At 53.6% G+C, this 14168-nt stretch carries 11 protein-coding genes; 6 read left to right on the forward strand and 5 right to left on the reverse strand.

The annotated features are described in order from the left end of the window. Positions 1 to 33: 33 nt before the first annotated feature. Genes flhB through MIH19_RS06170 form a run of 4 tightly spaced genes read left to right on the forward strand, consistent with a single transcriptional unit; the run spans position 34 to position 4950 of the window. The gene (gene flhB, locus MIH19_RS06155) at positions 34 to 1167 is read left to right on the forward strand and encodes a flagellar biosynthesis protein FlhB (protein WP_249008026.1); all 1134 of its coding nucleotides are present in this window, start codon (positions 34 to 36) and stop codon (positions 1165 to 1167) included. A 20-nt stretch (positions 1168 to 1187) separates the two neighbouring features. Next, a complete protein-coding gene (locus MIH19_RS06160; protein ID WP_249008027.1) occupies positions 1188 to 1973 on the forward strand; it encodes an enoyl-CoA hydratase/isomerase family protein in 786 nt (261 codons plus the stop codon). Positions 1974 to 1975: 2 nt separating this feature from the next. Continuing rightward, on the forward strand, positions 1976 to 4120 hold the full coding sequence (locus MIH19_RS06165; RefSeq protein WP_249008028.1) for an acetate--CoA ligase: 2145 nt from the start codon (positions 1976 to 1978) through the stop codon (positions 4118 to 4120). A gap of 26 nt (positions 4121 to 4146) precedes the next feature. After that, positions 4147 to 4950, forward strand: coding sequence for an enoyl-CoA hydratase-related protein (locus MIH19_RS06170; RefSeq protein ID WP_249008956.1), 804 nt, complete (start codon positions 4147 to 4149; stop codon positions 4948 to 4950). Between the two features lie 265 nt (positions 4951 to 5215). Here the strand turns inward: MIH19_RS06170 and MIH19_RS06175 are convergent, their stop codons facing one another. From MIH19_RS06175 to upp, 5 genes are all read right to left on the reverse strand, one after another. Next, positions 5216 to 5854: an SCO family protein gene (locus MIH19_RS06175; RefSeq protein WP_249008029.1), complete on the reverse strand. Its 639-nt coding sequence runs from the start codon at positions 5852 to 5854 to the stop codon at positions 5216 to 5218. A gap of 33 nt (positions 5855 to 5887) precedes the next feature. Continuing rightward, positions 5888 to 6739, reverse strand: coding sequence for a hypothetical protein (locus MIH19_RS06180; protein ID WP_249008030.1), 852 nt, complete (start codon positions 6737 to 6739; stop codon positions 5888 to 5890). Positions 6740 to 6857: 118 nt separating this feature from the next. After that, the gene (nirK, locus tag MIH19_RS06185; RefSeq protein WP_249008031.1) at positions 6858 to 8030 is read right to left on the reverse strand and encodes a copper-containing nitrite reductase; all 1173 of its coding nucleotides are present in this window, start codon (positions 8028 to 8030) and stop codon (positions 6858 to 6860) included. 300 nt (positions 8031 to 8330) lie between these two features. After that, the gene (locus MIH19_RS06190; RefSeq protein ID WP_249008032.1) at positions 8331 to 9644 is read right to left on the reverse strand and encodes a uracil-xanthine permease family protein; all 1314 of its coding nucleotides are present in this window, start codon (positions 9642 to 9644) and stop codon (positions 8331 to 8333) included. Between the two features lie 2 nt (positions 9645 to 9646). After that, complete coding sequence (gene upp / locus MIH19_RS06195; protein ID WP_249008033.1) at positions 9647 to 10285, reverse strand: uracil phosphoribosyltransferase; 639 nt, start codon at positions 10283 to 10285, stop codon at positions 9647 to 9649. 259 nt (positions 10286 to 10544) lie between these two features. Between upp and flhA the strand changes: the two genes are divergently transcribed. Together flhA and flhF are read left to right on the forward strand one after the other, a co-directional pair. After that, positions 10545 to 12713 (forward strand): flagellar biosynthesis protein FlhA, encoded by a 2169-nt coding sequence (flhA, locus tag MIH19_RS06200; RefSeq protein ID WP_249008034.1) that lies wholly within the window; start codon positions 10545 to 10547, stop codon positions 12711 to 12713. Positions 12714 to 12770: 57 nt separating this feature from the next. After that, positions 12771 to 14132 (forward strand): flagellar biosynthesis protein FlhF, encoded by a 1362-nt coding sequence (flhF, locus tag MIH19_RS06205; RefSeq protein ID WP_249008035.1) that lies wholly within the window; start codon positions 12771 to 12773, stop codon positions 14130 to 14132. The last annotated feature ends 36 nt before the right edge of the window (positions 14133 to 14168 follow it).

Genomic DNA, 14168 nt, shown 5'->3' on the forward strand with positions numbered 1-14168 from the left:
TCATAAAAGCACCAACACCAGGGTATTTTGATAATGGCCGACGACGACAACAGTCAGGAGAAAACCGAAGAGGCCACCCCCCGAAGGCTGGAAAAGGCTAAGGAGGATGGCGAGACTGCGCGCTCCAAAGAACTGGCAACCATGTCGGTATTATTGGCCGGTGCCGGCGGCCTACTGATTTTTGGCACCCATCTTGGTGCCGTTCTGGAAGGTATTATGCGTGACGCCTTTACCATCGAGCGCAGCGCTATTTTTGATATGCGCCACATGAGCGTGCAGTTAATTGCGTCCGCCAAAGCCGCGGCTTGGGCGTTGTCGCCCATTCTGGCCGTGCTGCTTGTGGCGGCTATAGCGGGTTCCATCGGCATCGGTGGCCTACTGTTCAGCGGCAAATCCATTGCGCCCAAGCTTAGTCGTATGAACCCTATAAAGGGCATTGGTCGCATGTTCTCTGCACGCTCGCTGATCGAGCTGTTTAAAGCCATCGCCAAAGTGGGTCTGGTACTCACCATCGCTATTCTCATTCTGCAAGTGCGAACGGTGGACTTGCTGAGCATCTCCGCAGAACCGACGGTTCCGGCTATGGAGCATGTACTCTGGACCCTGGGTTGGAGCTTTTTTTTGTTGTCCTGTGCGACCATCATTATTGCTGTGATCGATGTGCCCTTCCAGATTTACGATCACCAGAAAAAGCTCAAAATGACCATGCAGGAAGTAAAAGACGAACACAAAGACAGCGAAGGCAAGCCCGAGGTGAAAGGCCGTATCCGCCAGCTGCAGCGAGAGATGTCGCAGCGACGGATGATGCAGGACGTGCCCACCGCTGACGTGGTCATCACCAACCCGACCCACTACGCGGTGGCGCTGAAGTACGACCAGAACAGCATGGCCGCGCCTATGGTGGTGGCCAAAGGCGGTGACGAACTGGCCTTCAAAATTATGGAAATTGCCCGCGAAAACAAGGTAGAAATTCTGCGCACACCACCGTTGGCGCGGGCGGTGTATCACAACAGTGATATTGGTCAGGAAATACCAGACGGCCTGTACATGGCCATCGCCCAGGTGCTGGCCTATGTATTCCAGCTGCGCCAGTTCCGCAAAGGCCACGCCGACAAACCCACCATGCCAAACTTCCCGATACCGTCGGACTTGCGACGCGACACCTGATGAGATAGAGGAAATTTATTGTGTCATTTGAAACCCTGATTTATACCATCAAAGACGGCTATGCCGAGATTCGCTTCAATCGTCCCCATCGTTTAAACGCCGTTGTTGAGCAGTTTTACAAAGACTTATTGGCGGCGTTGAACCAGGCAGAAACCGACCCTGAGGTCAGAGCCGTTTTATTAACCGGTGAGGGGCGCGCCTTTTGTGTTGGCGCCGATATGAAAGAGCACGGTTCCGGCGAGCGCAGCCAGTATCAGCGTCGGCAGTATCTGCAATTGGCTAATGACGCTTGCGAAGCGATGTTTCGACTGAGTAAGCCGGTGGTTGCGGCCATTAACGGTTATGCATTAGGTGCGGGGGCCGAAATGGCCTGCTCCTGTGATTTTATATTTATGGGCGAGACGGCAAAAATCGGCTTTCCCGAAGTCAGCATTGGCACCTGTGTCGGCGGCGGTGTGACCAGTTTTCTGCCGCGTTTGGTTGGGTTAGCGAAAGCTCGTGAGCTGATCTTCACCGGCGTTAAAATTGACGGCCCCGAGGCTGAGCGTATCGGCTTGGCGACTCGTTCTGTAGCCGATGAGGCATTGCTTGATGAGGCAGAAGCGTTTATCAAACAGCTGGCCACCAAGGCGCCAATCTCCATGTCATTGGTCAAGAAGCTATTGAACAATGCCTCGCACGCAGATCTAGATGCGCAGCTTCAGCACGAGTTAGACGGCGTGTTCATGTGCACGACAACCCAGGACTGGCAGGAAGGTGTTGATGCCTTCGCTCAAAAACGCTCACCAGTCTTCAAGGGCTGCTGATTATGAAAAGTTCATTGCACGATTTCCTGGCACCCGATTCGATCGCGATTCTGGGTGCCTCATCCGACCCCACCAAGCGCGGTTACAAGGCGATGGTTGGACTTGTTAACGACGGCTATGAAGGCGCGATCTACCCGATCAATCCGAAAGCCGATACGATTTTGGGTTACAAAGCCTATCCGTCGATGGAATCACTGCCGGGCCCGGCGGCGTTGGCTTTGATCTGTACGCCAGCGAAAACCATCCCTGACCTGCTGGGCCAATGTGGCCGCAATGGAACGAAAGGGGTGATTATCCTGGCAAGCGGTTTTGGCGAGGTGGACGAAGCCGGCGCCAAGTTGGGGCAGGAGGTATTAGAAGCCGCTCAAAAAGCCAACGTACGTATTGTTGGCCCCAACACATCCGGGGTGTTCAACCTCCACAAAAAAGTAAACCTGCTGGCTCTCGACAACGTCAAGCCAGGCGACATCGGTATTATCTCCCAGTCGGGCAATATGCTGCTGGCGCTGGCGCTTGAAGCGCAAAGCAACGGGCATGTGGGTTTCAGTACCTATGTGGGGCCAGGCAACCAGATTGATTTAGGTTTTGCCGATTATCTCCAGTACTTGGGCGAAGACGAGAACACGCGTGTGGCGACCCTTTACGTGGAGGGTTTCAAAGACGGCCGTTTGTTTTTAAACGTTGCCAAAGAAATCGCGAAAACCAAGCCTGTGGTGGTTTATAAGTCGGGCTCAACCGAGGCCGGCCAGAAAGCCGCCAAATCACACACGGGAGCCTTAGCCGGCAGCTATGCGATGACGGTTGACCTGCTTCGTCAGGTGGGCGTAACCGTGGTCAGCCAGTCTGACGAGATTTTGCCGGTTGCCGAAGGCTTGGGTCTTTTGCAGCAGGCGAATGGTAACCGGGTTGCAATTTTGGCTGACGGTGGTGGTCAGGCAACCATCGCTTCTGACCGCTTATCGGAAGCGGGGCTGGAGCTGGCTGAGCTGTCTGATGCAACCCGATCAGCGCTGCGGGACATTCTTTTTCCGCAGGCATCGTTGGTCAACCCGGTTGATGTTGCCGGTAGCACCGACGCCAATCCGGCATTGCTGGCTGATTGCATGAGCATCCTGGTTAAGGATACGAACGTTGACATGGTGTTCCTGGTCGGCATGTTTGGTGGCTACGGCATTCGCTTTGCAGAGGAACTCAAGGCGGAAGAGCTTCAAACGGCCGATGCGATCGCTGGGTTGTCTGGCCAGACCGATAAGCCGTTGGTGGTTTACAGTCTTTACAGCCATGTTCGGCCTGAGCCGCTGGTAAGGCTGCGTGAAGCGGGGGTGCCTGTTTACAATTCGATTGAGCACGCGGTTCAGGTGTTGAAAGCGCTTAGTGAACGGGGTGCCTATATTTCACGTACCGAGCGGGCGGAGCGGGCGCATCCTCTTAGCCCCAATGCCGACGTTGTTGCAACGTTTAAGCAGGCTCAGAAAAGTGGTCGGGACTTGTTTGAGTTCGAGGCTAAGTCACTGCTGCGCGCTTACGGGGTGGACGTGCCGAAAGAGTGGATTGTCCGGAACGAGGCCGAGTTTTTAAAGGCGGTGGCTGAGTTTGGTCACACGTCATTAGCGATGAAAGTTGTCTCCAAAGACATTCTGCATAAATCGGATGCCGGCGGAGTCAAACTTAACCTCAGCGGCGAGGCCGATTTACGCCGTGGGCACGCTGAAATTCTGGCCTCATGCAAGCTCTACAAGCCCGACGCCGAGATAGAAGGTGTTTTGTTAGCGCCCATGGCCCGTAAGGGCACCGAGGTTATTATCGGGGTAAGCCGTGACCCAATGTTCGGGCCGGTGTTGATGTTCGGTCTGGGCGGTATTTTCGTGGAAGTCTTGGAGGACGTGGCGTTTCGCGCCATTCCATTGAGCCGCGATGATGCCCGTTCCATGGTGGGCCAGATTAAAGCCCGCAAAATATTGGAAGGGGCCCGTGGCGAACCGGCGGTGAGCAAAGATGCGTTGGTCGAGCTGCTGTTGAAGGTTTCCAGTATCGTTGATGCACATTCGGAAATCCTTGAGCTGGATCTTAACCCCGTGATTGCCTACAACGACGGTTACGCGGTGGTTGATGCCCGAGTGATCGTTCGCCAGGAAGCACCGTTATGAGCCAATTAAATACGAGCCAGCCAAATATGAGCAATCTGCCACAGTTAGTTGATGCATTAATTACTCTTGAGAACCGTGTTGCGACCTTAACGCTTAACCGTCACGACTTACGGAACGCCCTTACTGGGTCGCATTTGATCGACGATATCGTTACCACAGCCGAATGGGTTAATGGCTGCGCCGATGTCTCGGTATTGGTTATTACCGGTGCCGGTTCAGCCTTTAGTGCGGGCGGTAACGTTCGTGATATGGCGGAGCGCGGCGGCGATTTCGCCGGTGATGCAGCGGAATGCGCCGAACGCTATCGTAAGGGCATTCAGCGTATCCCGTTGGTCATGCAGGCTGTCGAGGTGCCGATTATCGCCGCGGTGAATGGCCCGGCCATTGGTGCCGGTTTTGATCTGGCGAATATGGCGGATATCCGCATAGCATCAGAAAAAGCCAAATTTGGCGAAACCTTCCTTAACCTTGGAATTATTCCGGGAGACGGCGGCGCCTGGTTGATGCAACGCCTGATCGGCTACCAACGGGCTTTCGAGTTAACCTTATCTGGCCGGATTGTTGATGCGAATGAAGCCAAAGAGCTTGGAATTGTTCTGGACGTGGTGCCTGCTGATGAGCTGATGCCGACGGCTATGAAGTTAGCCGAGCGGATAGCCAGCCAGCCGCCTAAAGCAACTCGGATGACCAAGCGCTTGATGAAGATGGCGCAGCGGATGGAACTAAAAGACTTTCTGGATCTTTGCGCTTGTTTCCAAGGCATGTGCCATAACGAGCCAGAGCACCTGGATGCGGTGAATCGGATGCTGGAGTCGATGGCGCGCAAATGACCTAGCGTCAGCCCGACAAGCCACGGATGGCAAACGGTTTTCTTTCATTTAGGGCCGGCTCGTTACTTTGACATCTAGGCTGATAGTTTCACTGCTGCCAAACGTCAGCGTAAGCGGCAACGTGCTGCCTTCAGCGGTTTACGCAGGCGCCAGCTGAACCTGCTTGTTTGAGCCAACCACAATGGCGTTGATCGGCAGCATTTTCATCGATTAATCCTTTTATTTTTTGATTGTCTTTTTGATGCGGCAGTTAACGAGACGAGTATTAGAGCAAGCTTATTACTTGGTCTTTCATATCATCAATCGGTGTGCCCACGTAAAAGAAGCCTCGCACCCGGCTTTTCGTATCGATAATAAATATCTTTGCACTGTGGGAGTAAAGGTATCCTTCCTGCGCTTGTTCTTCGCTATCTACGGAAAGTTTTTTAAATTCTGTTGTTACTTTTTCATTGGCAAGCTTGCTGTATTCAGCATGGTAAAGCTGTGCAACGTGATTAATTTTTTCTTTTTCATCCACTAAGCCAACGAAGCTCGGGTCAAAGTAACTTAGGTATTTGTTCAGGTGTTCCGGCGTGTCGTAGTCCGTGTCTATGCTGATAAAAAGAACTTGTACTCTTGCCCGCTGCTCTGGAGTGAGCCGCTTGACCATTTGACTGATATGGGCAATCGTTGTGGGGCAAATGTCAGGGCAATTGGTATAGCCAAAAAATAACATGACCACTTTGTCTTGATAGTCTGACAGGCTGACCTCAACCCCTTTACTACTATTCAACGTAAAATCGCCGCCTATACCTTTAAGAACAGGCATCTGCGCCATAGCGGCGTTGCTGAAAAAGATCATCACCAAGCACAGAATTGCCGCGGATATTCCTTTGCCCAGAATAAAGCGTGTATTGTTTGTCATAGTTAACTCCTGATAATGCGATGGCCGAGCGCCTTAGCAGCGAACTTCTGCCCCTAGATCCGTTTTTGGCGCAAGATATTGCTCCGTATAAACGTGCACTAATACTTTGCCGTCTACGACGCTTAAGCGCAGGGAGGCGCCAATACCCGCGATCTCGGTTTCACCGTCGCCGTTGATCGCGCTCCATTGATATTCAAATTCAACCTGGTATTGCTGTTCGTCTAACGGGCTTATTTTCAGATTTCTTATCACTCGACGGCTTTGGGTTAACCCTTGCGCCTGCATATGGGCCTGATAGTCACTTAAACCCGCTACCTGCGTTTCAGCCAGGTTCACCTCGGCGTCACTCGCAAGCCACTGTGTTAGCGATGCTGAGTCAGGCTCATCCAGCCCTTGAGTCCAGTTATAAAGAAATGCGCGAATTAAATTTGTATCGGCGCTGGCAATGTAGCGAGATTCAAAATCATCGCGCTCATTCATTTCGGTTTCTACCTTGAACACTTGCTGGTAATCAGGGCTGAAGGTGATCAATTGTTGCATATACTGGCCGGTTACGTGATCGGAGTCCGCAGCAGCAGGGTAGAACTCTAAGGTTACGCGTACTTGATGGCCGGCAGGTGGGTTATTTGAGGCTGAATCTTCAGATACCGGCGCTATATCTAGAATCTGGTGCGCGCCTTGTGTCCAGCTGCTTTGTGGGTATTCTGCAAAATCGAGCGTGACCTGGGGATGGTTTTGACGCCAGTCTTCATTGCTGTCCAGTTCGCCGTACCATTGGTATACGCTGGCGTGTATTAAATAATCCTTGGCGTTTTCATCGGCTTGTTGGGCTGTGGCGGTTTGGTAAACCATAGCCAGCAACAAAATACCTATTACCCTGAGCATGGCATCTTCCTTCATCTCTAGGTTGCCGCAAATTCGTGGCTCAGAAATGCTATTTCTAAGCCACACCTTCGCGCAATTTCTTTGAGCCATTCGGTCATTAAACAGCTAAGAAACGTCTTTAAGACCTGATGGGAAAAGGCTTGCTGACCTGGGTCATTAAATCATCATTCCATTCGCCGTTAACCTTGATATGGCCTGCAGCACCTTTCATGATGGCTTCAATTAAATTGTGATTTACATAAACATATAGCCCAGGTTGCATGAAGGTATATAAAGCTGCGCCAGCGCTGCCACCGGCAATGTGCCAAGTCTCCAAATTTCGAGAGGGTCTGTCATTGAATGAACCTGTGTTCCAAACATAATCCCCGTGACCACCAATAATATGTGGGCGAGTATCACGGTTAGCTTGAGAGTGAACAAACAGCACCGTTTCACCAAGCTTGGCTGTCATGGAATTCTGACCCGTTAAGGCCCCAACTGCGCCGTTAAAGACTACATGGGATGGGGTGAGGGTTTTCATCACTTCTAAGGTTTCATTCATGCTGCCTAAAACAGTGTCATAAGCCTTGTATTGCCCTTGCTCATTCTTGGGAATATAGAAATCTTGTTCGCCAATGTAATAGGCCTTGTCGTAGGTTAAGTTGTTACCATCGCCATCGCTTAAGCCTTCACGTGGCAATACCATGATGGCACCATTCATACCCATCACTACGTGCCAGGGGATCATCACTCCGCCTGGTGCACAGTGATATACAAAAGTTCCTATTTTAGTGGCCTTAAATCTGAAGGTGACTTCTTCACCTGGAGCAACAAGCGTTAACTCTCCGCCTCCCAAGGCACCCGTTGCCGCGTGAAGGTCTATGTTATGGGCTAGCATGTTGGTTTTGGGGTTAACTAAGGTTAATTCAACATAGTCGTGTTGGTGGCAAACAATTAACGGCCCGGGCACGCTGCCATTAAAGGCGCATACCCATGACTTAGCACCGTTTTCTAGATCTATTTGTTTCTCTTCTACATCGAGGCGTATTTCAATGACTTTAGGCTTGCCTTTGGCGACCTGGTCATGTGCAGGTACCATAGGCGGGACTACTAGTACTTGCTTGACTCGCTCCAGCTGATCAGCGGTATAGCTAGCCATACGGTCCACTTGTTTGCCGCTTTCAGCCTGAGCCAATGCTGGCACTAACCCTGCCGCAATGCCTGCGCCCAGAAAGCCAGCACTGATTGAGCCGCTGAGAAAGTTACGACGCTGTTCATTAATTGCTGATGTTTTTGAAGTTTTGCCTTCCATAACTAGCTCCATGATTCAGTAGCATTTTTCTGCGTGTTGACAGCACAAAATAATTGAGTGGGCCATCGGAAACTGAGCATAGATAAGACGACAAAATTACAATTGATTGAAATCAAATCGATATAATTGGCGTTATCCTAATTGACCGAGATCAGATAAATAATCATTTTGTCAAAATTTGCAGTAGAGAATAGCAGGCTGAATGTGATCCAAAATCGCGTTAGCTGGCTTCGTCGAGCCGTTAAATTGATGCCGCGACGCTTAAGTTAGCCGACCCCCAGGGCGGGGGCCGGGTGCTGATCAGTCTTTCTTTTCGTAAATGGCTTTGCCCCAGGCCTCGCGTGAGCCCGGCAGAATCAGGTTCAGGGCGATGGCCACGATCGCACAAAGCGCGATGCCTGCCAGATGGCCCAGCACCATGCCGCCAATGCCGAATACCAGGGTGACACCTACAATCACCAGGTTGCGCGGTAAGTTCAGGTCCACCTGGTGGCGTATCAGCGTGCTCATGCCCACCACCGCAATAGAGCCGAACAGCAGGCATAGAATGCCGCCCATCACCGGCACCGGAATGGTCTGCAGCACCGCGCCGAATTTACCCACAAAGGCCAGTACAATGGCGATAACCGCGGCCCACCACATGGTTTTCGGGTTGAAGTTGCGGGTCAGCATGACGGCGCCAGTCACTTCCGAGTAGGTGGTGTTGGGCGGGCCACCCAGCAGTGATGCGGCGCTGGTGGCCAGGCCGTCGCCCAGCAGGGTGCGGTGCAGGCCTGGTTTGTCCAGGTAGTTCTTGCGGGTAACATTGCCGATGGCCAGTACGTCGCCAATGTGTTCAATAGCCGGGGCAATCGCCACCGGAATCATGAAAAGAATGGCTCCCCAGCTGAATTGTGGCGCGGTAAAGTTGGGAATAGCCAGCCAGGGCGCTTGTTGCACCGGCGTCGTATCTACCAAACCCATTATGGCTGCCAGGCCATAGCCCACCAGCACGCCAAACATGATTGGAATCAGGCGAAAAATACCTTTTGCCCACACCGATGCGCCTACGGTACACACTAGGGAAATCATCGCAATCCACAGCGCGGTGTTTTCCGCAATAAGCTGTACGCTGCCGTCACCGGTGCGGCCAGACGCCATGTGCACTGCTACCGGTGCCAGCCCCAAGCCAATCACCATAATCACCGGGCCAATCACCACCGGTGGAAGCAGGCGGGTAATAAAGCCGGTACCGCGGACTTTTACCAGGGCGCTCAGAATGATGTACAAAATACCCGCCGCCATGAGGCCGCCCATGGTTTCTTCCATACCGAATTTGCCTTTGGAGGCAATTACCGGGGCAATAAAGGCGAACGACGACGCCAGAAAAATCGGAATCTGGCCGCCGGTCACAATGTGGAAAATAATGGTGCCAAGGCCAGCAGTGAAGAGCGCGACATTCGGGTCCATGCCGGTAATCAGTGGCATCAGCACCAGTGCGCCAAAGGCCACCAGCAACATTTGGGAGCCGGCTAACGCTTGCTTCCACATGGGTTCTTGAAAAGGCTCATGAAAAGATTCGTCGACAGGCTGGTTGTTAGCGTCGTTAACATGCTCGTTAGCGTGCTGGGACATGTTTAAACGTCCTTCTGCTTGGTGCCGAAAATCTTGTCGCCGGCGTCACCCAGGCCAGGCAGGATATAGCCTTTTTCATTCAGGCCGTCGTCGATGGAGGCGGTGTAGATAGACACATCCGGATGCGCAGCCAGAACGCGTTTCACACCTTCAGGGGCGGCCACCAGAATCAGCGCGCGAATGTCGGTGCTGCCGGCTTTTTTCAGCAAATCAATCGTGGAAATAATTGAGCCACCGGTGGCCAGCATAGGGTCGATAATCAGCGCCATGCGTTGGTCCAGTTCACCCACCAGTTTTTCCATGTAGGTGGTGGCTTCCAAGGTTTCTTCGTTGCGGATCTGGCCCACCACGCTTACCCGTGCAGCGGGCAAGAGCGCCAGCACGCCGTCCAACATGCCAATGCCGGCGCGCAGAATCGGGACGATGGTCACTTTTTTACCCTGAATCTGTTCAATGGTGACCGGCCCGGCCCAGCCGTCAATCTGCTGTTTTTTCAGGGTCATGTCTTTGGTGGCCTCGTAGGTCAGCAGCGTGCCCAGTTCTTGCGCCAGTTCACGAAAATTCTTGGTGCTGATATCGGCACGGCGCATCAGGCCAATTTTGTGCTGTATCAGAGGGTGTTTCACTTCGTGGATGGGCATGGCGGTTACCTGTTTGTCGTGATAATTGAGGGCGCAGGGTCGTTCATAAAGGCAACGACACAAAATGGCGAAAGGATACCGTATCTGGTGGTTTTCGTCAGGCCGCCGGTAGCAGAAAGTTGTAGAGAATTTCGTAAAGATTGGTACGGTTTTTGCGGTGTACCTGTTCAAACGCGCCAATGCGCCAGAAATCAGGCCAGATCAGATCAATTTAGATCGGTTTAGGCCCAATTAGGCAATCGTTAGAGAGAAATCCGGCATGGACCGAGCTTTAGTCTTTAATAACGTCAAATCCTTGGCGCAGGGGAACCTCGGGGTTCCGCTGATGCTGATGGGATTGCTGGGCATGATGATTCTGCCGGTGCCGGCGTTTTTGCTGGATGTGTTTTTTACCTTCAATATAACCCTGTCCATCGTGATCCTGCTGGTGTGCGTGTACGCCCTGAGGCCGATGGATTTTGCTGCGTTCCCCACCGTTTTGCTGCTGGCGACCTTGCTGCGCCTGGCGCTGAACGTCGCATCTACCCGTATTGTGCTGCTTGAAGGCCATAATGGCGGGGATGCGGCCGGTAAAGTCATTGAGTCTTTCGGTGCGGTGTTGATTGGCGGTAATTACGCGGTTGGCCTAGTGGTGTTTGCCATCCTGATGATCATCAACTTTCTGGTGGTTACCAAGGGCGCCGGCCGGGTGTCGGAGGTGAGCGCCCGATTTACCCTGGATGCTATGCCCGGCAAGCAAATGGCTATCGACGCCGACTTGAACGCCGGTTTGATTAACCAGGAAGACGCCAAATTCCGCCGTAGGGAAGTGGCCGAAGAAGCCGATTTCTATGGTTCGATGGACGGTGCTTCGAAGTTTGTAAAAGGCGACGCAGTGGCGGGCCTGCTCATCCTGGCCATTAACATTATTGGCGGGATTGCCATTGGTATGGCCCAGCACGGGCTGGATTTTAGCTTGGCGGTGGAGCGCTACGCATTGTTGACCATTGGTGACGGCCTTGTGGCCCAAATCCCGTCGCTGCTGTTGTCTACGGCGGCGGCGATTATGGTCACCCGTACTACCTCCAGCCAGGATATGGGCGGCCAGATTCTGCAGCAAATGTTCGATGTGCCCAAAGCTCTGGCCATTGCTGCCGGTATTCTGATTTTGTTGGGCCTGATTCCTGGTATGCCTCACGTCGCTTTTCTGGGACTGGGTTCGCTGGCGGCGGCGGCGGCCTGGTTTACCTGGAAGAAGAATCAACAAATTGTAGAAGAAGGTGACAGCTTCCCGGCACGTGGCGGTGCAGGAACGGCTGGTCGTACCAGTGGGGGCGAACTGGTCAGTGGCGACAGCAGTGGCCAGTCTCTACCGGCACCGGCAGAGAACCGCGAGCTGGGCTGGGACGACGTCGCCACCGTGGACATTGTGGGCCTGGAAGTAGGTTACCGGCTTATTCCGTTGGTGGATAAAAGCCAGGGCGGGCAGCTGCTTAGCCGTATTAAAGGCGTGCGTAAAAAGTTGTCCCAGGATCTGGGTTTTTTGATGCCTTCGGTGCATATCCGCGACAACCTGGATTTAATGCCCAACGTCTACCGCATCACCCTGATGGGCGTCACCATTGCCGAAGCCGAGATTCACCCGGAGCGTGAACTGGCCATCGACCCCGGTCAGGTGTTTGGCAAAGTGGAAGGGTTAGAGGGCAAGGATCCGGCTTTTGGCCTTGATGCCATCTGGATAGAACCAGAGAAAAAAGACCAGGCCCAAAGTCTGGGCTACACCGTGGTAGACGCCAGCACCGTAGTGGCTACTCACCTGAATCAGATTCTGCAGACCCACGCGTACGAGTTGCTGGGCCATGAAGAAGTGCAGAAGTGGCTGGACCAACTGGAAAAAGTATCGCCGAAACTGGCGGAAGAGCTGGTGCCCTCAGCGGTAAACATCAGCGTGTTGCTGCGAGTGCTGCAGAATCTGCTGAAAGAAGAAGTACCTATTCGTGACATGCGCTCTATCGCAGAATCCATAGTGAACCTGCATCCGCGCAGTCAGGACCCGAAAGCCTTGACCACGGTAACCCGCCAAGCCCTGCGGCGGATGATTGTGCAAAGCATCGTCGGTAACGAATCCGAAATACCGGTGATTACCCTGGATCCAGATCTGGAACAGTTATTGCTTAAGTCTGTACAGCAGAGTCAACAATCCGGCGCGCAGGACGATATCGGGCTAGTGCTAGAGCCGAACATGGTGGAAAAACTCCAGCGCTCACTGCAAGACAGCGTGCAGCGCCAGGAAGTGCTCGGCAAACCAGCGATTCTGCTGGTGTCCGGCCCGCTGAGGCCGGTGCTGGCAAAGTTCGCCAGTTACGGTATAGAGCGCCTGCACGTCCTGTCTTATCAGGAAGTGCCGGATAACAAACAGATTACCATCGTAGCGTCGGTAGGCCAGTAACGGCGCAGACGACACACGGATAACGCCAGCCGCGTTCCCGGCAAAGGATGAGCAAGCATGAAAGTAAAACGTTTTTTTGCACCTACAATGGCCGCAGCCCTGAAGCAGGTCAGCGAACACATGGGGCCGGATGCGATGATACTTTCCAACCGCCGGGTAGATGGCGGCATTGAAATTGTGACGGCCCTCGATTACGACGAAAACATGGCGCGCCAACGCTTAGGTGACAAAGCGGTGGCAGCTACGAGCGGCACCCATCTGGCAGAGCTGCAGGCAGACCAGCAGCGCCACCTGGAAGACGAGCTTGGCCGCTCCCGTGATCGCATCCGCGGCGTGCGCGATCAGCGTGCCGACAGCCAGGCCGGTTACGGTTCCATTGCTGAGACCGTCAATGGCTTTGCCGACATGACCAGCACAGATCCGTTTGCAGAGGGCGGCATAACCTTGCCGGCCGGCGCTGACGGGCGTAGCCAAAACGCGGCAGCGCAAAGCGGTCAGCCTGCGGGTTATGCCGGGGAGCTGGCGGCCATGCGTTCTGAAATAAGCAGTCTGCGCGAGCTGATGAGCGGTCAGGCCGCGCCTGCCGCCTTAAAAGACGCCAGTGTTGGCGCCAATGTTACGGCTCTTCAGCAGCGCCTGGCAGAACGTCTGGGTGAGTTCGGCCTAAGCCGCGAACTGTCTGACAATCTCGCTCGCCGTCACCAGTCCGGGCGCCTGGAGGATGGCTGGAAGCAGTCTCTGAAAATGCTGGTTAACGGTGTCCGTACCCCGCGCCAGGAATGGCTGGATGAAGGCGGTGTGTTTGCCCTTGTGGGACCTACCGGAGCGGGCAAAACCACCACCATCGGCAAATTGGCGGCACGCTACGTGCTTCGCCACGGCGCTGACTCCCTGGCGTTGATTACCACCGATCGTTATCGGGTTGCAGCGCACGAGCAATTGTTTGTGTTTGGCCGTATTCTTAACGTGCCGGTACGGGTGGTTGATGAAAGCCATCCGCTGGATGAAATTCTGGATGAGTTGTCTGACCGTCATCTGGTATTGATCGATACCGCCGGGCTGACCAGCACCGATCGGGGTTATCAGGAGCAGTTGGCCGAGCTGGCCCGCAGCCATCATAAAATCCGTACACATTTGGTGGTGTCTGCCACCAGTCAGCCGCGTATTATGAAATCCGTATGGCATTGCTATAAGATGGCAAACCTTGCCGGCTGTGTGATTACCAAGATCGACGAGGCTCTGACTCTGGGCGAAGCGTTGGGATTTGTTATGGAAACCAGCCTGCCGATGGCATGGTACACCGACGGCCAGAAAATACCCCAAGACTTGCACCCGGCGAAAGCGCTTGCGCTGGTGCAACTCGGTGTAGAACGAATGAAGGATTTGCGGCAGAAGCAGGCTGTTGCCACCGGTTCCTGAAAGCGCCGGTTGTAAAAGCATCACAGCAAGCGGGCA

Source organism: Marinobacter sp. M1C, assembly GCF_023314135.1.
Lineage (GTDB): Bacteria > Pseudomonadota > Gammaproteobacteria > Pseudomonadales > Oleiphilaceae > Marinobacter.

Bases quoted from the DNA above. Each gene is read 5' to 3' on its own strand.
- flhB (WP_249008026.1), top strand. From the start codon at position 34: ATGGCCGACGACGACAACAGTCAGGAGAAAACCGAAGAGGCCACCCCC.
- MIH19_RS06165 (WP_249008028.1), top strand. From the start codon at position 1,976: ATGAAAAGTTCATTGCACGATTTCCTGGCACCCGATTCGATCGCGATT.
- MIH19_RS06170 (WP_249008956.1), top strand. From the start codon at position 4,147: ATGAGCAATCTGCCACAGTTAGTTGATGCATTAATTACTCTTGAGAAC.
- MIH19_RS06175 (WP_249008029.1), bottom strand. From the start codon at position 5,854: ATGACAAACAATACACGCTTTATTCTGGGCAAAGGAATATCCGCGGCA.
- MIH19_RS06180 (WP_249008030.1), bottom strand. From the start codon at position 6,739: ATGCTCAGGGTAATAGGTATTTTGTTGCTGGCTATGGTTTACCAAACC.
- nirK (WP_249008031.1), bottom strand. From the start codon at position 8,030: ATGGAAGGCAAAACTTCAAAAACATCAGCAATTAATGAACAGCGTCGT.
- MIH19_RS06190 (WP_249008032.1), bottom strand. From the start codon at position 9,644: ATGTCCCAGCACGCTAACGAGCATGTTAACGACGCTAACAACCAGCCT.
- upp (WP_249008033.1), bottom strand. From the start codon at position 10,285: ATGCCCATCCACGAAGTGAAACACCCTCTGATACAGCACAAAATTGGC.
- flhA (WP_249008034.1), top strand. From the start codon at position 10,545: ATGGACCGAGCTTTAGTCTTTAATAACGTCAAATCCTTGGCGCAGGGG.
- flhF (WP_249008035.1), top strand. From the start codon at position 12,771: ATGAAAGTAAAACGTTTTTTTGCACCTACAATGGCCGCAGCCCTGAAG.